The organism is Nonomuraea sp. NPDC050536, assembly GCF_044457685.1.
In the GTDB taxonomy this organism is placed as follows: domain Bacteria; phylum Actinomycetota; class Actinomycetes; order Streptosporangiales; family Streptosporangiaceae; genus Nonomuraea.
Genome location: NZ_JBITHD010000006.1, coordinates 388,190 through 410,168 on the forward strand (window position 1 = coordinate 388,190; position 21,979 = coordinate 410,168).

General features: G+C 68.8%; 20 protein-coding genes. 8 read left to right on the forward strand and 12 right to left on the reverse strand.

Going from position 1 to position 21,979, the window contains the following annotated elements; translation table 11 throughout:
- Positions 1–9: 9 nt before the first annotated feature.
- Positions 10–453, reverse strand: coding sequence for a hypothetical protein (locus tag ACIBHX_RS20400; RefSeq protein WP_397068698.1), 444 nt, complete (start codon positions 451–453; stop codon positions 10–12).
- 196 nt (positions 454–649) lie between these two features.
- A complete protein-coding gene (locus ACIBHX_RS20405) occupies positions 650–1,267 on the reverse strand; it encodes a sigma-70 family RNA polymerase sigma factor (protein WP_397068699.1) in 618 nt (205 codons plus the stop codon).
- Positions 1,268–1,592: 325 nt separating this feature from the next.
- On the opposite strand from ACIBHX_RS20405, the gene ACIBHX_RS20410 reads away from it, so the two are divergent.
- On the forward strand, positions 1,593–3,722 hold the full coding sequence (locus tag ACIBHX_RS20410) for a BTAD domain-containing putative transcriptional regulator (RefSeq protein ID WP_397068700.1): 2,130 nt from the start codon (positions 1,593–1,595) through the stop codon (positions 3,720–3,722).
- A gap of 21 nt (positions 3,723–3,743) precedes the next feature.
- Here the strand turns inward: ACIBHX_RS20410 and ACIBHX_RS20415 are convergent, their stop codons facing one another.
- Positions 3,744–4,247 carry a hypothetical protein gene (locus tag ACIBHX_RS20415; protein WP_397068701.1) on the reverse strand — a complete coding sequence of 168 codons (504 nt, stop codon included), beginning with the start codon at positions 4,245–4,247 and terminating at the stop codon, positions 3,744–3,746.
- A 207-nt stretch (positions 4,248–4,454) separates the two neighbouring features.
- On the opposite strand from ACIBHX_RS20415, the gene ACIBHX_RS20420 reads away from it, so the two are divergent.
- Genes ACIBHX_RS20420 through ACIBHX_RS20430 form a run of 3 tightly spaced genes read left to right on the forward strand, consistent with a single transcriptional unit; the run spans position 4,455 to position 6,275 of the window.
- Positions 4,455–4,850 carry a hypothetical protein gene (locus ACIBHX_RS20420; protein ID WP_397068702.1) on the forward strand — a complete coding sequence of 132 codons (396 nt, stop codon included), beginning with the start codon at positions 4,455–4,457 and terminating at the stop codon, positions 4,848–4,850.
- Positions 4,847–5,419, forward strand: a complete 573-nt coding sequence (locus tag ACIBHX_RS20425; protein ID WP_397068703.1) for an RNA polymerase sigma factor — start codon at positions 4,847–4,849, stop codon at positions 5,417–5,419. The genes ACIBHX_RS20420 and ACIBHX_RS20425 overlap by 4 nt, the downstream gene beginning before the upstream one ends.
- Positions 5,412–6,275: a hypothetical protein gene (locus ACIBHX_RS20430; protein ID WP_397068704.1), complete on the forward strand. Its 864-nt coding sequence runs from the start codon at positions 5,412–5,414 to the stop codon at positions 6,273–6,275. Before ACIBHX_RS20425 ends, ACIBHX_RS20430 begins: the two co-directional genes overlap by 8 nt.
- A 59-nt stretch (positions 6,276–6,334) precedes the next feature.
- Here ACIBHX_RS20430 and ACIBHX_RS20435 read toward each other — a convergent pair whose 3' ends face one another.
- Entirely contained in the window at positions 6,335–6,931 is a 597-nt protein-coding gene (locus ACIBHX_RS20435) for a short chain dehydrogenase (protein ID WP_397068705.1), read from the reverse strand.
- A gap of 70 nt (positions 6,932–7,001) precedes the next feature.
- On the opposite strand from ACIBHX_RS20435, the gene ACIBHX_RS20440 reads away from it, so the two are divergent.
- Positions 7,002–7,871, forward strand: coding sequence for a LysR family transcriptional regulator (locus tag ACIBHX_RS20440; protein ID WP_397068707.1), 870 nt, complete (start codon positions 7,002–7,004; stop codon positions 7,869–7,871).
- Between the two features lie 86 nt (positions 7,872–7,957).
- Here the strand turns inward: ACIBHX_RS20440 and ACIBHX_RS20445 are convergent, their stop codons facing one another.
- Positions 7,958–9,181, reverse strand: coding sequence for an esterase-like activity of phytase family protein (locus tag ACIBHX_RS20445; RefSeq protein ID WP_397068708.1), 1,224 nt, complete (start codon positions 9,179–9,181; stop codon positions 7,958–7,960).
- A 283-nt stretch (positions 9,182–9,464) separates the two neighbouring features.
- Between ACIBHX_RS20445 and ACIBHX_RS20450 the strand changes: the two genes are divergently transcribed.
- Positions 9,465–11,021, forward strand: a complete 1,557-nt coding sequence (locus tag ACIBHX_RS20450) for an alkaline phosphatase PhoX (RefSeq protein ID WP_397068709.1) — start codon at positions 9,465–9,467, stop codon at positions 11,019–11,021.
- A 205-nt stretch (positions 11,022–11,226) separates the two neighbouring features.
- Here the strand turns inward: ACIBHX_RS20450 and ACIBHX_RS20455 are convergent, their stop codons facing one another.
- The 3 genes from ACIBHX_RS20455 to ACIBHX_RS20465 all read right to left on the reverse strand — a co-directional run bounded on the left by ACIBHX_RS20455 (position 11,227) and on the right by ACIBHX_RS20465 (position 13,443).
- Positions 11,227–11,952: an SDR family oxidoreductase gene (locus ACIBHX_RS20455; RefSeq protein WP_397068710.1), complete on the reverse strand. Its 726-nt coding sequence runs from the start codon at positions 11,950–11,952 to the stop codon at positions 11,227–11,229.
- A complete protein-coding gene (locus tag ACIBHX_RS20460) occupies positions 11,939–12,568 on the reverse strand; it encodes a VOC family protein (protein WP_397068777.1) in 630 nt (209 codons plus the stop codon). The genes ACIBHX_RS20455 and ACIBHX_RS20460 overlap by 14 nt, the downstream gene beginning before the upstream one ends.
- A 227-nt stretch (positions 12,569–12,795) precedes the next feature.
- Positions 12,796–13,443 carry a TetR/AcrR family transcriptional regulator gene (locus ACIBHX_RS20465; RefSeq protein ID WP_397068711.1) on the reverse strand — a complete coding sequence of 216 codons (648 nt, stop codon included), beginning with the start codon at positions 13,441–13,443 and terminating at the stop codon, positions 12,796–12,798.
- A 72-nt stretch (positions 13,444–13,515) separates the two neighbouring features.
- Here ACIBHX_RS20465 and ACIBHX_RS20470 point away from each other — a divergent pair, with 72 nt between their 5' ends.
- The gene (locus ACIBHX_RS20470; RefSeq protein ID WP_397068712.1) at positions 13,516–14,544 is read left to right on the forward strand and encodes an aldo/keto reductase; all 1,029 of its coding nucleotides are present in this window, start codon (positions 13,516–13,518) and stop codon (positions 14,542–14,544) included.
- 34 nt (positions 14,545–14,578) lie between these two features.
- Here ACIBHX_RS20470 and ACIBHX_RS20475 read toward each other — a convergent pair whose 3' ends face one another.
- From ACIBHX_RS20475 to ACIBHX_RS20490, 4 genes are all read right to left on the reverse strand, one after another.
- Entirely contained in the window at positions 14,579–16,597 is a 2,019-nt protein-coding gene (locus tag ACIBHX_RS20475) for a CocE/NonD family hydrolase (protein WP_397068713.1), read from the reverse strand.
- A 19-nt stretch (positions 16,598–16,616) separates the two neighbouring features.
- Positions 16,617–17,867 (reverse strand): MFS transporter, encoded by a 1,251-nt coding sequence (locus ACIBHX_RS20480; protein ID WP_397068714.1) that lies wholly within the window; start codon positions 17,865–17,867, stop codon positions 16,617–16,619.
- Positions 17,868–17,878: 11 nt separating this feature from the next.
- A complete protein-coding gene (locus ACIBHX_RS20485) occupies positions 17,879–19,369 on the reverse strand; it encodes a carboxylesterase/lipase family protein (RefSeq protein WP_397068715.1) in 1,491 nt (496 codons plus the stop codon).
- A 128-nt stretch (positions 19,370–19,497) separates the two neighbouring features.
- Entirely contained in the window at positions 19,498–20,667 is a 1,170-nt protein-coding gene (locus tag ACIBHX_RS20490) for a TetR/AcrR family transcriptional regulator (protein ID WP_397068716.1), read from the reverse strand.
- 124 nt (positions 20,668–20,791) lie between these two features.
- Here ACIBHX_RS20490 and ACIBHX_RS20495 point away from each other — a divergent pair, with 124 nt between their 5' ends.
- The gene (locus tag ACIBHX_RS20495; protein WP_397068717.1) at positions 20,792–21,979 is read left to right on the forward strand and encodes a lipid-transfer protein; all 1,188 of its coding nucleotides are present in this window, start codon (positions 20,792–20,794) and stop codon (positions 21,977–21,979) included.

Below are 21,979 nucleotides of genomic sequence, written 5' to 3' on the forward strand. Positions count from 1 at the left end.
GCCTGGGTCTTACAGGCTGAGCCAGCAGTAGAGACGATGTTTTCGTGCCTGGGCTTGAATGGCCAGATCCACCAGTCTTCCAAGGAAGTCGGCCACGAGGTCAGGTTTGGGGTTGCCGTACTCGAAGGTCGCTGCCCAGCGTTCTGCGATAGTCAGCAGCTGGTCTGGAGTCACTCCGGCGAGTCCGTCCCTTAGGCGGTCTGTCAGCGCGACGATCCAGGTTCCCTCATCCTCGGTCTCTGGGGTGATCACAGCCTCGAATCGCGGGTCCTGCGAGACCTGGTCGAAAGACAGCCCTGTTAGGACGGCCTCAAGATTTCCAAGACCGATGTCGGGCCCGATCCCCTTGACAGCGCCGAGGCTGGCGAATCCGGCGTCTTCTGCTCCGGTCTCCAAGGCAGTCACCGCCGAGGCGTCGTCGGCCGCACTGAAGTACTCATACAGGTTGCCCATGCGCGAATCCTGGCACAGCCGATTCGCCCGCTGAGCTGCATACAGTTCCGTAAATACGATCTTGGCACCTAGCGCTTGCCAGTTGAAGGTTGTTCTAGGTACTCCGATAACCGGGAGACCCGCCCCCTCCAGGTTCTGGACAGGTTCAGCCACTGGATGGGCACGTACACCGCCGATCCCCCGCCGGACGAGACACTTACGCCGCGGAGCAGTCCTCCGGGTGCAACGTCGACAGGAGCGCTTCCAGGTCACCCCGGCGCAGGGCAGCGAGAACCGCCTCGACGACGCTTCGCGTGTCGGGCGGGCGGTGACCGATCTGGCGGGCGTTCTCGAGCCGTCGGCGCGCGCGGCTGGCCAGTTTGCGAGTAGCCACCGTAGATCGCTGCACGATCGGGGCGATCTCCTCGAACGGCACGGCGAACAAGTCGTGCATCACGAAGGCGAGCCGCTCGGCCGGAGTCAGCAGGTCCAGGAGCATCAGCAGGGCGAGGCTGACAGATTCCCCCCAGAGCACCTCGTCCTCGGGGCCTTCCTCGTCGGACCTGGCGGTCGCCTGGCAGTCGAGCGGATCGACGGGATCCTCCCGCAGAGTGTTGCGCCGGCGGCGCATGTTGAGCGACACCCGGGTCACGATCGTGGTCATCCACGCGGGCAGGTTCTCCACGTGATCTGGGTAGGAACGGCTCAGCCTCAGCCAGGCCTCCTGAACGGCGTCTTCCGCCTCGCTCGGCGAGCCGAGGATCTGGGAGGCCACGGCCGTCAGGAGGGGCCGGTGCTCCTGGAAACGCTGAGCCAGAAGTTCGTAATCGTTCATTGATCATGTTCCTTTTGGTGCCACGGCAAGGACGCTTCTCGGCCGCCCTACGAAGTGGCGATGAGCTTCGCCGGTGGCCGTACAAAGCGTGCATCTGCTTCTCTCATCCGCCTTTTGGGTGTGCGAGAACGATGAACTGGCCCGTTGATAGATTCGCGATAGGTCGGCGATAGGCGGCGATAGCTGAGGGACCGGTCAGGGTGGTGGCCGCGGGCGAGCTGCCAGAGTTGGCGCCGCGGCCGAAGTACGGCGGTCACACTCCCGCCTCGGGGCGTGTCTATTCCTGACACAGGGAAGCGTCACGCTGAAGAACGAGGGATGCCAGGTGCTGATCACGAGCAGCCCTCCGCCGACATTCCGTCTCCTGGGCCCTCTTGTCGTGCGGCCGGCCGACGACGACGTCCCTCTCAGGGGCTTCAAGCAACGGATGCTGCTGGCAGAGTTGCTGATCAACAGGGGCAAGACCGTGTCGGTCGATCAGCTGATCGACATCCTCTGGCCGGCCTCGGCTCCCTCGTCCTCTGTTGCCAACGTGCGCAAGTACGTGCATGCGCTGCGCACCCGGCTGTGGGCGGCCGACGTGGACGGCAGGCTGCAGACGCGGCCGGGCGGATACGCGATCAGCCTGGCACCCGGGGAACTGGACATCGAGGTCTTCGACCGGCTGGCCGTACAGGCTCGCGATCGTTGCGCGCGCGGGCTGGCCGCCGAGGCCCTCGACCTCCTCGACGAGGCGGCGGCCCTGTGGCGCGGCGACCCGCTGGAGGACCTGCAGGCGCCGCCGACCTGGCTGCCCGAGCTCACGCGGCTGAGGGAGCTCCGGCTCGCCATCGGCGAGCAGCGCAGCCAGCTGCAGGTCACCCTGGGACATCACGCGGAAGCCATCGCCGAGATCCGCGGGCTGCTCGCCGAGCACCCCCTCCGCGAGGAGCTGTGGAAGCAGCTGATGCTCGCGCTCTACCGCAGCGGTCGCCAGGCGGAAGCGCTACGAGCGTACGTCGACCTGCGCCGGGAGCTGGTGGAGGCGGTCGGTGCCGAGCCGGGCCGCGAGGCGCAGCACCTGTATGCGGCCATGCTGGACAACGACCCTTCCCTGGAGGCGCCTGTGCGACGAGGCACGCTCCTCCGCCGCGCGCCATGCCTGCTGCCGCCCGATACCGCCGGGTTCGTCGGCAGGAACGAGGAGACCAAGCTGCTCGCGGACACCGTCGCGCAGGACCGACCAGCCGTGGTGACGATCCACGGTTTGTCTGGAGCCGGCAAGACGGCGCTCGCCATCCGCGCGGCTCACCTGGTTCGCGCCGACTTCCCCGACGGCCAGCTCTTCGTACGGCTCCGCGGGCCGGCCGGCAGACCCCGCGATCCCGCGGAGGTGCTCGGCGAGCTGCTTCGTGCGATCGGATCTGGCGAGCCGCCACAGACCCTGGCGGAGCGGGTGAACGTGTACCGGTCGCTCGTCGCCGATCGGGCGTTCCTGCTCGTCGTCGACGACGCCGCGGACGAGTCGCAGGTGCAGCCCTTGCTGCCTGGGACCGGCGGCAGCACCGTCATCGTGACCTCGCGGACTCTCCTACCTGGCCTACCGGGAACGCGGCTCCGCCTGGACGTGCCGCGTATGGAGGAAGCTCTCGAGCTGTTCAGCGGGCTGGTCGGGCGCACCCGCGTCGACAAGGAGCGCGAAGCCGCACAGGCCGTCGTCGACGCCTGCGGCGGCCTGCCGCTGGCGGTTCACGTCGCCGGAGCCCGGCTCGCAGCGCGCCCCGGGTTGCCCATGCGGACGCTCGCGGAACGGCTCCAGCGGCCTGAAAGCCGGCTCGACGAGCTCGCTTTCGGCCCGATGACGGTGCGCGGCGGCTTCGCCGAGAGTTACGACGCGCTTCCCCCGACGGCACGGCGGGCTTTCCGGCTGCTGGGCGCTGTCGACCTCGGCGGATTCACCTGCTGGGCCCTCGCCGCCCTCTTGGGCAAGCCGGAGGCCGCGACGGACGGCGTGCTGGAGACGCTCGCCGTGGCGGGGCTGGTCACCTGCGAGGACGTCGACAGCGAGGGCGAGCCACGGTATGGCATGCACGAGCTGCTGAGAATCTTCGCCAGGGAACGCGCCGAATCCGAAGAGGACCGCGCGGCGCTCACCGCCGCCCTGTGCCGCTTCGTCCGCGAATGCCTGGCACGCCTGGGACGCTACTGGGACGCAGTCCAGCGGATCCGGGCAGAGCACGAGATCCTGGAGGCGGGCATCGATCTCGGCCTGTCCCAGGGCTGCCTTCCGCGGGAGTCCGCGTACCTCCTGAGCTCATGGATCAGCGCTGTCGGCAACGGGGAGCCCTCCTCCATCCGCAGGCAGGACGTGCTCGCCGCCAAACACGACCACCGTGGGCTCGCGCGCCACCCGGATCCATCCGGCCCACCGATGAAGCCCGAAAGGATCAATGCCGAGATCGTCGACGAGCGCTGAGCAGGGCACAGGGGTCACCGATCAATCCATGCTCTCGATCCAGAGATACCAGGGCCCCTTGAGGTGGCGATACCTGCCCTCCTCTGGGTCCGGAACGCGGCCGGGGCTGTAGGCGAAGCCGTAGGTGCGCCACTCCAGGACGACCTCCTTGAGCCGGAATCTCGCTCCCCCGGGGATCTTCTCCACGTCGTCCACGTGATAGAGGCCCCACCACCGGTTGCTGCGGTAGTCGGTGTGTACGGCCCTGGCGTACCGCTCGAGGCTCCGCTCCGACAGGGCGAAGCGCGCATGCTGCGACACATCCGCCCTGACCGCTACGGCGGTACCGAGCACCAGCGCGACGGGGATGAGCAACGCCCACGTCCGGCGCTCCGGGCTCACCACCCAGGCCAGCCAGGTGCCGGCGAGAGCCAGCCAGTACACCGCCAGGAACACCACCCAGAGGGACAGGCCAGGGATGCTTGCCTCGACCAGCGTCAGGAGCGAGGCGAGCGCGAACGCTCCGCACAGCAGAACACGACCCATGAGGTGATCTTCCTACTTTCCCGTACCCCGGACGTATACGGGCGGTCAGCCGCTTCCTTGACGCCATTTTCCGGAAACGATTTCCCGCCATCGGCGAAGGGAGGGTTACACCGATGGCAGGAGGACAGCGTGACGCTCGGGAGGAGCAGGCGATCGCCGACGCCGAAGGTGCGAAGTTTCAGACACCCAGCTCTGGTCACGACACTGGTGGTCATCCCACCCATCGCCAACTTCGCCACCGGCCTGCGCACTCTGTGGACACAAGCCCTCCCGGGCACGCTGTTCCACGCCATCGCCGGCGCAGGCCTACTGGACCTCTGGCTGCTCTTCGACCTCCTGGCGGCCACCGGCGTCCTGGGCGTCCTCGCGATCGTGATGCACGCCAGCGGCTCCAGGCTGTTCGCCGCCACGCTGCTTGCCGTGGTGGCCATGCTGAGCCTCGCCGCGGTCCTGGGCGAGTCTCTGGGCTTGATCCTTTGGTACGGCCTGGCCTACGGAACCGCCGCGATCGTCACCTACCCGTCCGGATTCATGCGGGAAAGGTCTTCGGGGCTCCGGCGAAGTGAGGGAGACAACCGTTCGCAGAAGGGTGAGAGCGTGTGACGACGGAGACAAGCGAGCAATCCGGAGACGAGGACCTCGTCGCCGGCTTCCGGCGGGACGCGGAGGAGTTCACGGCCGTCTACGACCGCTATTTCCTCGACGTGTACCTGTACGCGGCAGGGCGCCTGGACGTTCAGGTCGGCGAGGACATCGCGGCGGAGACGTTCTGCCTGGCCTTCCGCGATCGGCAGCGGTTCGACCCGGCCCGCGGCGGGCTACGGCCGTGGCTGTTCGGCATCGCCACGAACCTGATCGCCCGCCATCGGCGCAAGGAGGCACGCCACTACCGGGCGCTGGCTCGGACGAGTCCCGATCCGCCGGCCGACAGCCACGAGGGCCGCGTCGTCGACTGGGTCATGGCAGAACACATGGGGCCTCGCCTGGCAAAGGCACTCACCGCGCTCAACCGGGGCGAGCGCGATGTGTTGACGCTGATCTGCCTGGCCGAGCTCACGCACCAGGAGGTGGCCGACGCCCTCGGCATCTCCTACGGAACCGTCGGCTCCCGGCTCAGCCGGGCCCGTAAGAAGATCCACCAGGCGATGGCCAAGGAGAACACCCATGGATGACCTGCGCGAGATCCGGACCCTGCTCGCCAAGCCCGCCCCCTCTCCCGAGGCGGTCGCCCGGCGGCGCCGGCAGCTGCGAGACAGCATGCACAGCCGCGCTCTCCTGCGACGGGCGCGCTGGATCGTCGTCCTCCCGGTGGCCGCCGCTGCCACCGCTGCCGCACTCGTGATCGTTCCCGGCCATCTCGGCGACTCGCCGCCTCCGAGCGCGCGGGAGATCCTGCTGGTCGCTGCGACAACCGCGGAACGCACTCCCGAGGGCTCCGGGACGTACTGGCACATCACCGTCACGCGGGACGGCGAGCCACAGGAGGAGTACTGGTACCGGAAGGACGGCCAGTTCTGGCTCAAGGGCGAGGGGCTGAAGGGCGAGGGCAAGCTCTTCCGGTTCACCAAGGAGCCGCAGCCGTTCACGGTGGGGCCGCTGACCATGACCTTCGACGAGCTGCGGCAGCTGCCCGACGACGAGAACGCCCTGTACACCAGGCTGCGCGACGCGGTCGCCTCCGCCGACCTCCGCACCAGCGCGGGCCCGCTGAGCGATGCCGACAAGGACGGCGCGGCTGTCGAGGCCCTGATCTCGTTGATCAGCGAAGCGCCGGTCACGCCCGAGGTCCGCGCCGCCGCCTACCGATCCCTCGCCGCGCGGCCCGGGGTGGAAGATCGCGGGGAGACGGACGGCGGGAGGAGCCTGGAGGTTCCCCTGTTGTTGGGCAAGGGAACGGTGGTCGTGGACCCCGAAACCGCACGACTCCGCAAGACACCCGTCTGGGTGCCCCTCACGGGAGGAGTCGCCTCGGCCGATGGCGGCGTCACCATCGACGCCGAATGGACCGACCAACTCCCCGCCGAGTGAAGCAGTCCGGCAGGTGGCGATCTACGGTCCTCCCGGTGCGGCATGCCGCCGCGATGTGACTAAAGGGCGTAGATCTGTCCGGTCTGGCCGCCTTCGACGGAGCGGATGTAGGCCTGGGCGACCCGAGCGAGGTCGACCGACGCCATGCCGGGGAAGTACTCGCCGTACTCGGTGAGGCTCTCGGTGAAGACCGTGGGGCTCACCGCGTTGATGCGGCGCGGGGCGATCTCGATGGCGGCGGCGCGCACGAAGGCCTCCACCGCGCCGTTGGCCATGGAGGCCGCGGCGCCGGTGACGATGGGTTCGCGCGCCAGTACGCCGCTGATCAGGGTGAAGGAGCCCCCATCGGCGACGCGGGTGAGGCCCTGGCGTACCACGTCGATCTGGCTGAGCACCTTGCCACGGAAGGCGGCCAGGTGGTCCTCGGAGGTCAGCTCGGCGAGCGGCTTGAACGGTACGTCGCCGGCGGCGCTGACCACCGCGTCCACGCCGCCGGCACGCTCGTACATCTCGCTGGTCTGCGCCGGGTCGGTGATGTCGTACCGCAGGTCGCCACCGGTTCGCCCCACAGTGAGAACGTCGTGGCCGCGAGCGGACAGTGCCTTGTGCAGCGCCGTGCCCAGAGTGCCGGTGGCGCCGATCAGGAGGATCTTCATGCCTGTGACGCTAGAACCAGCCCGCGGGGCAAGGGAAATGCTTCTTGTGCAGTATTTATGCTTGGTGGTTATGAACGTGGATCTACGGCACCTGCGGGCGCTGGCCGCGATCGGGGACGAGGGCACCATCACCGGTGCCGCGGCCGCGCTGCACATCAGTCAGCCCGCGCTCTCCCGCACCCTTGAGCAGTTGGAGAGCCGCGTGGGTGTCCAGCTGGTGGAGCGCACCACTCGCCGTCTCGCCCTCACCGACGCCGGCCGCGGGCTCTACGAGCGCGCCCGCGTCATCCTCGGACAGGTGGACGAAGCGCTGGCGGACGCCGCGGCGGGGACGCGGCCGCTGCGCGTCGGCTTCCCCTGGGCGGCGCTGGGAGAGCGCACCGTGCCGCTGCTGCGCGGCTGGCGTGAGGAGCATCCCGGCACTCCGGTGCGGGTGCACCGGCCCGACGACCCGGAGGCGGCGCTGCACCGCGGCGAGATCGACGTGGCCTTCCTGCGCAGCGCCCCCTCCCCCGGCGTCGCGCTGGCGAGCCGGCCCCTGTACCGGGAGCGGCGCCTGGCCGCCGTGCCCGAGGGCGATCCGCTGGCCCGCCGTACAGCGGTGTGCCTGGGTGACCTCGCCGACCGGCAGGTTGTGCTGTGCTCCACCGCGGCGAGCACCACCGGTCTGTGGCCCGACGGGCAGCGGCCACGCACTTTGGAAGTGGCCAACATCGACGAGTGGCTCACCGCGATCGCCACCGAGGTCGCGGTCGGCGTCACGGCGGAAGGCACCGCACACAGCCATCCGCACCCCGGCGTGCACTACCTGCCGATTTCGGATGTGTCCCCGGTGACGATCCGCCTGGTCTGGCCGCAGAACTCCAGCCATCCGGCCACCCGGGCTTTCCTCGACCACGCGCTGCGAACGACCGGCGACGGCAGCCGATCCGAGCGCTGACACGGAACTCCCGCGTGACGTCCGCCGCCGGTGCACCCGCGATCAGGTTCTTCACGGGCACACAGGCTCAGCGGAGTCCTCTAGTTCTACCCGTTCGGGAATCCGATCACGATCATCTCGGTGGCGTCCGTCTTGCCCGGGACGCGGCCGGCGCTGTCCGGGAAGTTGTTGTCCTGCATGACGGCGATCTTGTTGCCCGGCAGCGGGAGCAGGGCCTCCACGGACTGCAGGGGGAACTTGAAGGGGTCGCCGAGGCCGTAACCCCCGGCGGGGTCGTCCGAGCCGATGTGGGCCGGGTTGCGCAGGTTCAGCAGGTCGGCGACCTCGGTCTTGACGAGGTAGCCGTCGGCGTCGGTCTTGCGCCGGTCGATCAGGTAGACGCGCTTGAAGCTGGCCTTGGGCCCCTCGTCGTCCTCACGCTCGATCAGGATCGCCCGGTTGGCGTCGAGGGACTGCATGTCGGCGATGCGGTAGTCCTCGCCGTCCGTCCGGTACTGCCAGGAACGACCGGTGTATTCGTTCTTCTGGGTGTCGAACTCGTAGATGTAGCGCCGGAGCGGGTTGGCGTCGTTGGTCAGCCGGCCTTCGACCGCGGGGTAGAGGAACCGTCCGTCGGGAGAGGAAGCGAGAGCCTCGAAGCCGCGGCTGCCCTGCACCGTCGTGGGCTCGCCGTTCGCCAGCGTCGGGTTGTTCGGGGACTTGAGCGAGGGGTGGGCGATCGGGGCCTGCAGCAGCTTGCCGGTGCTGTCGAAGTGCAGGAGGAACGGCCCGAACTCGTCGCCGACCCACATCGACCCGTCGGGGGTCCGGGTCACCGACTCCACGTCGAAGTCGCCGCCGGTGAGCAGCCGGTCCGCGGTGCCGTCGTTGATGATCTTGAAGGGGATCTTGTGATCCGGGTCGCGGAGTGAGAGGAACCGGCCCACGTCGATGGTCCCGGCTCCGCCGCGGGCCGTTTCCCACTGTGGCGTGAAGTGGTAGAGCCGGAGCAGGAAGTCCACCGAGTTGCCCTTGGTCCCGAAACCGTTGTCGGGCATGGCCCAGAACGCGCCCTTGCCGTCGGGGAGCATGGACGAGATCCCGAGCACCAGCTGGCTGGGGTACGGAGGCGTCATGCCGTTGTTGGGGTCGCTGAAGGCGCCGGTGGGCGGACCGGGAGCCGGCGTGTAGGCGGGCAGCGTGGCGCGGGCGAGCAGGGTCGCGCGAGCGGGGTCGCCGGCCGGCGGGGCCGCCTTGCCTGCGGCGAAGGCGGGGCTACCGACCAGCATGAGCGCCGCGGTGGCCAATAGGACGAGAGGGCGACGTCGCACAATTTCTCCTGAGGAACGGACCAGTGATTGGCGAGTCGGATCAAATCGGTCGACCATTAACTGCGGTTACGGACTCGATGGCTGCAGGCCGTAGAGGTGGCGAAATGCCGATGACATCCGCTGGTCGCGCGCCGTCTCGTCCCCCGAGGGGACGTCGAGGAGCGGGTCTTCGCGTGCCGTTCATGTCCGCGTTCCCGGCCGTTGAGCGCTACGGACTCACCGGTCTCTAACTTCTCAAACACCTCAAACGTAGCAACCGATCATCAATCGCCGGAGGAATCTCGTGCCTTCCCACCTGCGCGCCACCTTCGTGGGCGCCACCGCGGTCGTGGCCGCACTGGCCGGAGCGGGCACCGCCCTCGCCGCCCCCGTGACCGGCTCGACCGGTCCCAGCACCACCGTCGCCCCGTATGTCCTGCCCGTCGCCAAGGGCGTCAGCATCACCTCCCTGTTCACCGTCGGAGACAAGCCCGCGGGCAACGGCTTCCAGATGGTGGGCGTCCCCGACGGTCTCGGCGCCTACCGGGCCGACGGAAACCTGGTCGTGTACATGAACCAGGAAATGGCCGCGTCGGCCGGCATCGTGCGCGCGCACGGCCAGAAGGGCTCCTTCGTCTCGAAGCTCGAGATCGACCCCTCGACCGGGAGCGTCAAGAACGGGTCCGACCTGATCACCTCCGTGCGCTACTGGGACTACGTCAAGAAGACCTGGGGGAATGCCCCCGTCGCCCCCGCGGGAGCGACCCACCTCCCGGGCTTCTCCCGCTTCTGCTCGGGCACTCTCGCGGAGGCCGGTCGGTTCGCCTCGAAGACCGGCAAGGGCTACAACGGCCGCGTGTATTTCGCCAACGAGGAGAACGGTGACGAGGGCCGTGTCTTCGGTGTCACTGACGACGGCGTCGCCACCCAGCTTCCGAGCCTCGGCCTCCACTCCTGGGAGAACGCGCTGCCCGCGGCCAACAAGAGCGACACCACCCTCGTCGTGGGCGAGGAGGACGGCGGCTCGGCCCAGCTGTGGGTCTACGCCGGGCGCAAGCAGTCCACCGGCTCGCCGGTCGAGAAGGCCGGCCTGACCGGCGGCACGCTGAATGTGATCGACGTCGCCGACCACGCCGTCGCCACCGACGCGCAGTTCCGCGCCACCTACGGCAAGGGCAAGCCCGTCAAGGTCAACCTCAACGAGGTCGACTCGACCATCAGTGGCAAGCAGCAGAACGCCGACGGGGAGAAGGCGGGCCTCAGCCTCAGCCGAATCGAGGACGGTTCGTTCGACCCCATCCACCCGAACGACTACTACTTCGTGACGACGTCGGGGGGCAACACCTCCCCCGACCCGCAGGAACCGGGCGTCTCCCGCGACGGCGGCGGCCTGTGGCGGCTGCGGTTCGCCGACATCGAGCACCCCGAGCGGGGTGGCACGCTGACCCTGCTGCTCGACGGCAGCGAGGCGCCGTACCTGAACATGCCGGACAACGTCACGATCGACCACCAGGGCAACCTGCTCATCCAAGAGGACACGGGCAACAACCCGCACCTGGGGCGGATCCTGGGCTACCGGATCTCCGACGGCGCCCTCGGCGTGATCGCGCAATTCGACGCCAAGCAGTTCGGCCCGTCCGCGGACGCCGCCTCGTTCCTGACCCAGGACGAGGAGTCGAGCGGCATCATCCCCGACCCGAGCGGCCGGGCTGACACGTTCCTCTTCGACGCCCAGATCCACACCGCCAAGGGCCTGCCGACCGGCACCGGCGCCGGCACCGTCGAGGAGTACGTCGAGCGCGGCCAGCTCCTGCGCCTCCGCGTGGCGTCGTGGGGCCAGGTCTACACCGAGAAGGGCTGATCCCTGCCCGGCCGTCCTTTGGGTGAACGCCCACGGGGGGCCGGCGGCGACATGACGAACAGGAAGGACCTCCTGGCGCGCCGTGCGTTCACCGCACAGGCATCTCGCGCTCCAGGAGGTCCTCTCCGCATCTCACCGTGATCCCGCTCTTCGGTGATCGACATCCCGGCACCCCCGTCCTTCTCGTACGCTCGGTCTGCTTCTGTCAGTAGACGAACTGCTGGCCGCCGTCGATGTCATAGGTCGCGCCGGTGAGCGCCGTGTTGGCCATGATGTGTACGGCGAGCGCGGCGACGTCGGCGGGCCCCACGACCCGGCCGATCGGGAGCGTGGCGCGCAGCTCGTTCCGTCGTTCCTCGAGCCGATCTCCCAGCAGCGAGGCCGACAACGGGGTGTCGACGAAACCGGCGGCGATGAGGTTGACGCGAACCGGCGCGAGCTCCATCGCGAGGGTCGCTGTGAACGGAGGCAGCGCCGCGGTGGCCGCCGAGACGATCCCGAGGCCGTGACCGATCCGTCGGCCTCCTGTGCCGCCCATGAGCACGATCGTGCCCCCGGGCCGCATCTTTCCTGCGGCGTTGCGCGCGATCTCGAGCGCCTGGATGATGTGCTCGCTCATCGCCTGTCGTACGTCGTCTGGGTCCATCTCCAGGACAGGCCCGTAGCGCGGGCCGCCGGCCGTGACCATCACATGGTCGATCGCCGGGAGGTCCTGGAAGAAGCGCTGTACGGCGGCTGCGTCGCTGGCGTCGAAGGCCGCGGTGCGTTGCGCGCCGACCTCCAGCCCCGCTCGTTCGAGCCGGTCGGGATCGCGGCCGGTGAGTATGACCTCGGCGCCCTCGGCACGGGCACGCCGAGCTGTCTCCAGCCCGATCCCCGCGCTGCCACCGATCACGACGACGGTCTGCCCGGCCAGCTCAGACGACGACATGCTTGACTTCGGCCATGTAGCGTCGAGCGGCCGCGGAAGCCACCTCGGGGGTGCTGCCGTGCTCACGGGCATCCAGGTACGCCGCGTACCAGTCCCACCAGTCATGCTTCGGGGCCACCGCCTCGAACGCGTCATGGTGTTCGGCCGTCTCTGACAGAAGCTCGGCCAGGCCCGCGACATCCGTCGACGACACCCGGCCCGGGAGCCGCTCCGTCACCTCCTGCAACAGCCAGCTGTTCCCGTCAGGATCCGCGAACGACATCCAGCTGCCGTAGGACCGGCGCTCCGGATCCGGGCCGGGCACGCGCCGCCCCGCGCTGTTCACGCCGGGACCGTGCCACACCTCGCTGACCTCCACGCCGTGGCCCTTCAACTCCTCCCGGGCGGCCTCGAGGTCCTCGACGATCAGCATCAGGTCCTTCACCGAACCGGGCGCCAGCTCCGTGATCCCCGTGCCGAACTGGATCGAGGCGGGCGAGTTGGGCGGCGTGAACTGAATCACCCGGTACCCCTCGTCCACCGTGATGTCGGCGTCCAAGCGCCATCCCAGGCCCTCGTAGAACGCCTTCGCCCGATCGGCGTCGGAAACCGGCAGCACCGTAACCTCGAACTTCATGTCCACGATGTCGTCCTCTCTTGTCCGTTTCGTACGGCATCGAGCCTGCGAACCTGGGGAGACGTCACGCTGACAAGGGGCCACCCGAGCCACAGCGACTGTGATTCCCAGCACCTGCCACCAGGTAACCAGCCCATACGTCAAGAACGCGATGTAGGACGTCGCCCAGCCGGTTGGTCACGATGGCGACGCCGGGTTCGAGGAGTCGGAGTGTGTGCAGGACGGCTTCAGGCGCCGGAGTCTTCGATGGCCTGCGGAGCGGAGTAGAGGGAGGTCATCCAGATGTGGGTGAGGACGTCGACGAGCGTGTCCTGGTCGTCGAAGGGAGCCACGTCGATGGCGGCGAGGTAGTAGAGGCGCTCACCGAGCCAGGTCAGGGCGGTGGCCAGAGCGGTGGCGTCGACCGCGGTGTGCGGGGCGGCGCCCGAGGCGCGGTCGGTGCCGATGCGTTCGGCGGTGACGCCGGTGTAGCCGTTCATCAAGTGGAGCCAGAGCTCGCTCAGCTCGGGGTCGCTGCGCCAGTTCTCCACGATCGCGCGCAGCACGGGTGCCTCGTCGCGCCAGAGCCTGGCTCCTTCGGCGATGCCGTGCCGTACGGTGGCCCGCTGCTCCTGCTCCCCGGAGTGGCCGAGCCACGGTTGGGCCGCCTTGTGCCCTCGGTCGACGGCCCGGCGTACCAGCTCGGCGAGGACCTGGTGTTTGCCGGCGAAGTAGAAGTAGAAGCTGCCCCGCGATATCTGAGCCGCACTCAGGATGTCGGCGACGCTGAGCTCGTCGAAGCGACGCTCGTCCAGCAGCCGGCGGGTGGCGTCCAGGATCACCTCGCGCAGGTCGCGATCGTCGCGCCCGGGCCGGTTGGCACGCCGGTCTCTCATGGCGTTCATCGTAACGCGAGCACTGAACGCATCGTATAGACAACATGTATAGACACTATGTATGGTCGTCGCATGAGATACACCACTTTCGGCCGCAGCGGGCTGCGGGTCTCGCAGGCGTTTCTGGGCACGATGACCTTCGGGGAGGATTGGGGCTGGGGCGCGTCACCGGAGGAGTGCCGCAAGATGCTCACCGCCTACGCGGAAGCGGGCGGCAACGTGATCGACACGGCGAACAAGTACACCGAGGGATCCAGCGAACGCATCATCGGTGAGCTGCTCGGCGCCGATCGCGACCGGTTTGTCGTGAGCACCAAGTACACGGTGTCGATGGACGGCAACGACCCGAACGCCTCCGGCAACCATCGCAAGAACCTGACGCATTCGCTGGAGCAGAGCCTGCGGCGGCTGAACACCGACTACATCGACCTGCTGTGGGTGCACATCTGGGATCAGGACACCCCCATCGAGGAGACGATGCGCGCCCTTGACGACATGGTTCGGGCCGGCAAGGTGCTCTACCTCGGCATCTCCGACGCCCCCGCCTGGGTGGTGTCCCGGGCCAACACCCTGGCGGAGTTGCGCGGCTGGACTTCCTTCGTCGGCTTGCAACTGTCCTACAGCCTCATCCAGCGCGACATCGAACGTGAGCTGCTGCCCATGGCCGACGCGCTCGACCTGTCGGTCGCGGCCTGGGCGCCGCTGTCCCGCGGCATCCTCTCCGGGAAGTTCACCCGCACCGACGCCACCACCGGATCCCGAATCAACCGCGACGCCGTCACCGAGCGAGGCATGGAGATCGCGCGACAGGTCGACGTCGTCGCCGACGACCTCGGTGTCACCTCCGCCCAGGTCGCGCTCGCCTGGATCCAGGCCCATCACTCGTGGGTGCACCCGATCCTCGGCGCCCGCACCCTGGACCAGCTCACCGACAACCTCGCCGCCTTCGAGCTGGAACTCCCCGAGGACGCGGTGCGGCGCCTGGATCAGGTCAGCCAGATCGAGCTCGGCTTTCCCCAGGACTTCATCGAGATGTCACGCGACTTCGTCTACGGCCCCGCTCTCGCCCGCTTCGACCGCCGCAAGAGGTCACGGCGGTAAGGAGCGTCGGCACTGGCAGGCGATGCAGCACCCGTCATTCCACCGGGCAGGTTGTTTGGTCCGTGCAGGTGGGGCTGAGAGCGGCTGGGTCGGCGAGCGGCAGCTCAACGTACGACGCGGCGACCGGGGATCGGTGGATCTGGTAGACGCCGCCGATGAGCTGAAGGGTCTGTGTGATGGTGGGTTGGAGCGCGGGCGCATCGTCGGTGCCGATGGTCACCCGGATTCGGTGCCCTGGCTTGATGGTCGCCATGGTCGGGAACACCTCGATGTCGTACGGCGTCAGCGTGCCCGGAAGCATGGATTGGGCTGATGCGGCCGTGTAGGGGTGGTACGGCAGGGTGGGCGTGCCGTCGGCGGTCCGCCAGGTGCGTGACTCGTCAAGGGCGCGGAGGCTGCCGAGCAGTCCGCCGCGGGTGAGCGGCTTCGAGGTGCCGTCGGGGGCGACGTCGTCGACTCGGACGACCCATTGCGTGTCGAAGGTGTTCGCGGTGGCGTAGATGTGTGCCGCGATCGGCCCGGCGATCGTGGTCGCCGTCGTCATCGGTGGTGAGGTGTACGTGGCGGCGTCCGGCCCGAGCTGCACGGGGCGGGCATCGGTGACGCAGGGGTTGGGCGTGAGGTTGAGCGGGCTGCCCGGTGTCTGGTCCGCTCCCAGTAGGACGAATTGCGTGGTCGACGGTGTGCAGGTGTGTGGCACGTTCGACCAGACGACGGTGTCGGTGCCGCCGGCTTGGGGTGGCGTACCGGTCAGGGTGCCGTCGTTGCTCGACGCGATCGTGCCGGAGCGTCCCGCACCGAGGTAGAACCGGGTCGGGGTGGCGCCGCGGAAGGGGTAGCTCGTTGCGTCGATCCACCGGTCGGCGCCGAGGTCGTAGCTGTGCAGCGGGGTCGTGGTGTCGGTGATCCCAGTCGGTCGGCCCTTGAGCCAGTGGTCGAACCAGCGGAGCGCGAGCTCGCTCACGTTGAGGTACGGGTGGACGCCCTCGACCGCGACAGTGCTGTGAAACCATGGGCCCTGAACGAGTTGGTAGCGGCTGGTGACCGGTTGATCCGGTGACATCGGGGCGGACGTCGGCCGCCCGCTCCAGGCGTTCTGCAGCCCGGAGTACAGCAGTGGCGTGCCCCGCTGGAATGCGTCATGCCAGCCGCCGATGATCATCGCGGGCACCTGGTTGGCGACGATGTCCGCCAGCACGTCGTGCGGTCGGCGGGCCGCCCAGTACGTGCTGTCGTAGGCGTCGGGGCCGCCGATGAGGAGGTCGCCGATCGGCAGCACGCCGAGTGTCGCACCGTGCTCTATCAGGACTTGGAGAAGGTTGTCCATGCTCTGGCCTTGCACGTAGCCGAAGAGTGCGGACTGGAGCGCGTTCAGGTAGCTCTGCGGCAGGTTGACGGCCAGGTATTCGGCCGCGAGCAACGAGTTGGGCACGCCGCCGGTGCCGAGGACGTCGCGGTACAGGTCGTCGCCGGGGACGATGGGGAGAATGGCCTTGAGCGGCGAGTTCGGGCCGACCGCGTGCGCGGCCATGAGCTGGTTGAGCGCGCTGTACGACTGGCCGATCAAGCCGACGGCGCCGGATGAGTGCGGCAGGTTCGCGGCCCAGCTGATCACCTGGACGCTGTCGTTCGCCTCGACGGGTTGGAGGAACGACCACGCGCCCTCGGAGGCGCCGGTGCCGCGGACGTCCACGATCGCTTGGATGTAGCCACGTTCGATGAGGTACGCGTTCTTGCCCATGCCGGTCGCGCCGGGGCTCGGGTCGTTGGCGCCCTTGTCCTTGCCGTACGGGGTCTGGGTCAGCACGACGGGGAACGGGCCGGGGGCGGGCTCCCCGGTAGCGGGCTCGGTCGGGTAGTAGACGTTGCCGCGGAGGACAGTGCCGTCGGACATGACGATCGGTTGATTGATCCGTTCGCCGACGCCATATTGCGCCGGATCCGGTGTCCACTCCGCCGGTGTCGCCTGCGCCGGCGGCACACCGGAGATGAGGGCCGACGCCATGGTGAACGCCACGACCAGCACGGCGGAACGGAGGCGGGGACGCGTCATTGTTTCCTCCTCAGTGTCATCAGCGGGCGGACTTGATCGGCACGATCGCGGCGGCAGCCACCGTCACGAGCACGATCGCCATGACGAACAGGCCGCGGTAGCCGGCGGCCGAGCCGATGACGAGCGACGCCACCATCGGCGCGAGTGCCTGCGCGCCGGCGTTCGCGATGTTGAGGACGCCAAGGTCCTTGCCGTTGTCCTCGGCACGGGGCAGCAAGAGTGTCATCAGTGCTTGATCGACGGACAGATAGCAGCCCGCGCCGAGGCCGGCCAGCGCGATGCTCGCGGTGAATGCCGGCAACGTCGGTGAGAGCAGCGGTGGTACCGCACTGGCCGCGATGAGGAGCGAGGACACGATGATGATCGGTTTGCGCCGGCCCAACCGGTCGGACAGCATGCCGGCGGGGAGCAGCCCGGCCAGGGTGGTGACCGCGAGGATGATCGTGTTGACAGCCAGGGCGTCGTTCGCGGCGTCTCTCGACAGGCCGATGTAGTCCTGCATGATGAAGAGCTGGTACGCGAGGATCGCGCTGTAGCCAAGGAACAACGCGAACCGCGCGACGAACGCCCACGCGAAATCGGGGTGCCGGCGTGGGCTCACCCACATGCCCCTTGCCAGGGTACGCAATGAGACGACGGGACGATCGGCGTCTGTGGCACGGTGTTCTCGCAGTCGCCATGCGAACACCAGGCCCCCGAGCGCCAGGAGAAGACCGAAGGCGGAGTAGCCGAAGGGTATGTGGTCTGCGAGCCGGGCGGCGATGCCGACGCCGACGACGCCGCCGGCGAAGACCGCGATGCCGGCGAGACCGGAGAACAGGCCGCGTTTGTCGGGTGGGGTGCGATCGGGCATCACCGCGAGCAGCGGGACGGAGAAGGTCGCGATGAAGACCTGTGCCACCGCCCAGCAGAGCGCAACGAGCAGGAGGCTCGAGCACAGCCCGAGCCCGACGATGAGCACGCCCGCGCCGACTGCACCGACCGCGAGCCAGGGAGCCCGCCGGCCGAACCGGCTCCTGGTGCGGTCGGAGAGCGCGCCCGCCACCGGCTGCACCAGCATGCCGACGAGGGATCCGATGCCTGACACCAGACCGAACGCGGCGACCTTGTCGGCGGGTGCGATTGAGGCCACCTGGTTGGGCAGCAGCACCTGGCTGACCCCACCGACGGTGACGTTCACCACGAGCTGGGCGGCGAAGAAGTCGACGGTGAGGCGTCCGTAGCGGCCTGGCGCAGGCACGGCCGGGCTGACCGGAGCCGTGCTCGGCACGGGCTGCCCACTCACCGCCTGCCGTCCCAGAGCTCGCGTTCGCCGCCGGCGAGATCGTCGACGACCTCGCTCGTCGCGTCGAACCGCATCGTCGCGCGCGTCGCGGTGTCGTATGCCGGCCAGCCGGGATCGCCCGTCGCCGCGAAGTCGAGCCACGCCCGGTGCATGCGGTCGGCGAGCTGCCCCGGTGGTGCGTCACCCCAGAGGTTGTCTTCGCCGGTCAGCGCGGCCGTCCAGGCCGAGAGCGAGTCGGTGACGAACGGCATCTCGAGGCAGTGCGTGGCGCCGAGGACGGCTGAGGTCGGGCTCGGCCAGGTGAACTCGTAGGCGTGCGCCCTTCCTCCGTGTACGGCGTGCGCCTCCAATAACCGGATGGTGGGGACACGGAAGGCCCAGTCGGTCCACGCCGCCTGTACCAGCTCGGAGAATCCCGCGTCCGGCCGGGACGCCTTGCCGTAGGCGTCGAGATCGCCGGTCGTCAGTCCGAACGCGTCGAGCGCGGCCGTGTAGAAGCGGTCGTCGAGCCGCCCGAGCAGATCGAGATCTCGGAGGAAGGAGGAGGTCTCGTCCCGCGTCGTTCCCGCCAGCACATCGATGCCCGCGCTGCTTCCCGAGGACACGGCCGACAGGATGTCCGTTGGTAGCACGTCGCCGTCGACGACGCTGCGGAACGGGCTGACCAGGAAGGTCTCGTGCCGCCACCGGTCGAGGTCGAAGAAGTCCAGCTGCATCGCCATGACGGCTTGGATGAGCCGGTCCAGTGACACGGCGGCGAACGCGTCGGGCGTGGGGTCGATGCCGACCAGCTCGGCCATGCGATGGGTCACAGTGAGGGCGCGATCCGTGTCGACCGCGGCCGCGGGCGTCCCGCTCTGTGCGATCGCCCGGCGGAACAGGCCGCGCGCGGAGGGGATCGCCAGCAGGTTCATCACGCTGACGCCGCCGCCGGACTGTCCGAAGATCGTGACGTTGTCGGGGTCTCCGCCGAACGCCGCGATGTTGTCATGCACCCAGCGCAGTGCCGCGACCTGATCCTGCAGACCCAGGTTCGCGTGCCCGCCCGGAAAGTACAGGAAGCCGTCGACGTTGAGCCGGTAGTTGATGGACACGTAGACGACGCCGTCACGGGCGAAGGTGTCGCCATGATGTGCGCGGGCCGAGCCACTGCCGGTGAGGTAGCCACCGCCGTGGATCCAGACCATCACCGGGAGGCCGGCGGCCCCGGGATCCGGCGTCCAGACGTTCAGGTTGAGACAGTCCTCACCGATGCTCGTCGCCGAGGCGAGTCGGCCGAACGAGGTGGGAGGGGGCAGGGGTTGTGGGCAGCCGGGTCCGAACGCGACCGCGTCGCGGACACCGGTCCAGGGGACGACCGCTTCGGCTGGTCGGAACCGCCGGCGACCGAACGGCGCCTCCGCGTAGGGAACGCCGCGGAAGACCGCGATCTCATCCGTCCACTCGCCGCGGAGTACGCCTGCACCGACCCGCACCTCTGCGTCCATGGCTCGCCTCTCTTCAGTGGCTAGGCGAGATTAACTTTTGACCGAAAGTCCCTGGGCGTCAAGAGGTTCGCGTCATCATGCGGCCAGTCAGGAGTTACAAGCAGGCCGTGAACACAGAGGGCGAGCCGTCAGATCGTGGTGTACAGCACCGCCCGGCCGATCGAGGCCAGGTCCGCGTCGAACCGGTCACGGCCGCGCAGGTGCCGGATCGGCGCGACGTCGTTGACGACACCAAGCGCGGCGCGGGTGAGCAGCGCCGCCGTACCGGCGTCGAGCCCTGGTCGTGCCGCGCGCAGCAGGTGTTCCCACTCGGTGACGTAGTCGTGCTGAAGCCGGCGCAGCGTCGACTGCTGTTCCGGCGGGAGATGGATGACCTCGGTGACCAGAGCGGTGACGAGACTCGTGTGGGTGAGGGTGAACTCCACGTACGAACCAAGCAGCGCGTCGAGGGCTTCGACGGGGCCGGCGGCGCCGTTGAGCGTACTGGTCAGCAGCAGCTGCAGCGACTGCGCACCGCGGTCGAGCGCGGCGTAGAGCAGGTCGCTCTTGGTGGCGAAGTGCTTGTAGACGCTGGGTCCGGCTATCCCGACCGCCTGGCCGATCTCGTCGACGCTGATCTCATGGAAGCCCCGCTGGCCGAACAGGCCCGTCGCGACGGTGACCAGCGCCTCCCGGCGGGAGGCGAGGCGGACGCCAGACGCCGGCCGGTCGCCTTTCGGTCGCCGGACACCTGTCCGGCCTGAGGTCGCGTCGATGGGAGCGGCCGTGACCGCACGGGCCATGTTGATGATGACGGGTTCGAGCGAGACCGGATCGGTTCGTGTCGAACGATGGGACGGGCTGGCCAGTACGGCGCACACGCTCCACGCGAGCAGGTCGTCGTCCGCCGCACTCAGCTCGGCGCGGCTGTGCCGGACGAGCGAGGCCAACCGGGCGACGGTACGGCGGAACCGCCGCAGCGCCTCGTCTCGCAGAGCGGGAGGAAGATTGCGTGTCTCGCGCTGCCAGAGCAGGCCGAAATCGCGGCGGCGCACGGCTACGGAGGCCAACGCCTGCAGCGACGCGTCAAGAGCCGGCGCAGCCGCGACGGCATCCTCGAACTCGTCGAAACTGTCGAGCACCGCGTGCAGGAGGAGATCCTCTTTGTTCCGGAAGTGCCGGTAGAGGGCCGGCGCGGAGATGTCCACGGCCGCGGCGATGTCGCTCAAGCCGACGTTGTGGTAGCCGCGTTCGCAGAACAGGCGTGCTGCGGCCTGGATGATCAGTTGCCGCCTGTTTCTCGGCCGCGTATGCGCCACCACCGCAGAATACCGCTCAATGTGAACGACCGATCCGAAGCACCCTTCGGAAGCACTCTTGACATGAAGGGGACACCGGGTCGTAAGTTAATCATGACTAGCCTAGCGAAATGAGGAGACGCCTATGGGCGGACGGGTTGTGGTCGCCGGCGTCGGCATGGTCGACTTCACCACGCCGAAAGCAGGCGAACGCTACGAGGTAATGGCGGAACGTGCCATGCGTGCCGCTCTCGCGGACGCGGGTGTCGATTACTCGGCGATCCAGCAGGCCTTCGCCGGCTACGTCTACGGCGACTCGACCTGCGGCCAGGCGGCGCTCTACCGGGTAGGCCTGACCGGCATCCCGATCGTCAACGTCTCCAACAACTGTGCCACCGGCTCGACGGCGCTGTGGCTGGCTCGTCAGGCGGTCGAGAGTGGAGCGGTCGATGTCGTGCTGGCCGTGGGGTTCGAGCAGATGCGACGCGGCGCGCTGGTCGAGCACTGGCAGGACCGCACCAGCCCGTTCTCGCGGTTCGACGCGATCCGCGAGGCGGCACAGGGCATCGACGACGCGGCACCGCTCGCGGCGCAGTTCTTCGGCGGAGCCGGCCGGGAATACGCCGAGGAGTACGGCACCGACCCCGCGACGTTCGCGGCGATCGCCGTGAAGGCACGCAGGCACGCCGCGCACAACCCGCGGGCCGTGTTCCGCGCGCCGCTCACGGTCGAAGAGGTGCTCGCGTCACCGCCGATCTACGGGCCGCTTACCCGGCTGCAGTGCTGTCCTCCGACGAGCGGCGCGGCCGCGGCGATCCTCGCGAGCGAGGACTTCTGCCGCCACAACGGGATCGAGCCTGTCGTCCGCATCGCGGCGCAGGCGTTCACCACGGACCAGTCCGGCAGCTTCGCCGGCACCAGCATGCGGAAGCTGGTCGGCTACGACCTCGCCGTCGCCGCCGCCCGGCGGGTGTACGAACAGGCCGGTGTCGGTCCGGAGGACGTCCCCGTGGTCGAGCTGCACGACTGCTTCACCACGAACGAGCTGCTGAGCTACGAGGCCCTCGGCCTGACCCCGGAAGGCACCGGCGAGAGGTTCGTCGCCGACGGCGACAACACCTACGGCGGCAAGGTGGTGACCAACCCGTCGGGCGGACTGCTGGCCAAGGGACATCCGCTCGGCGCCACCGGCCTCGCCCAGTGCGCCGAGCTCACCTGGCAGTTGCGCGGCCAGGCAGGCGCGCGCCAGGTCGAGGGTTCGCGGCATGCCTTGCAACACAACCTCGGTCTCGGCGGAGCATGCGTCGTCACCCTTTACGAGAAGGTGGGCTGA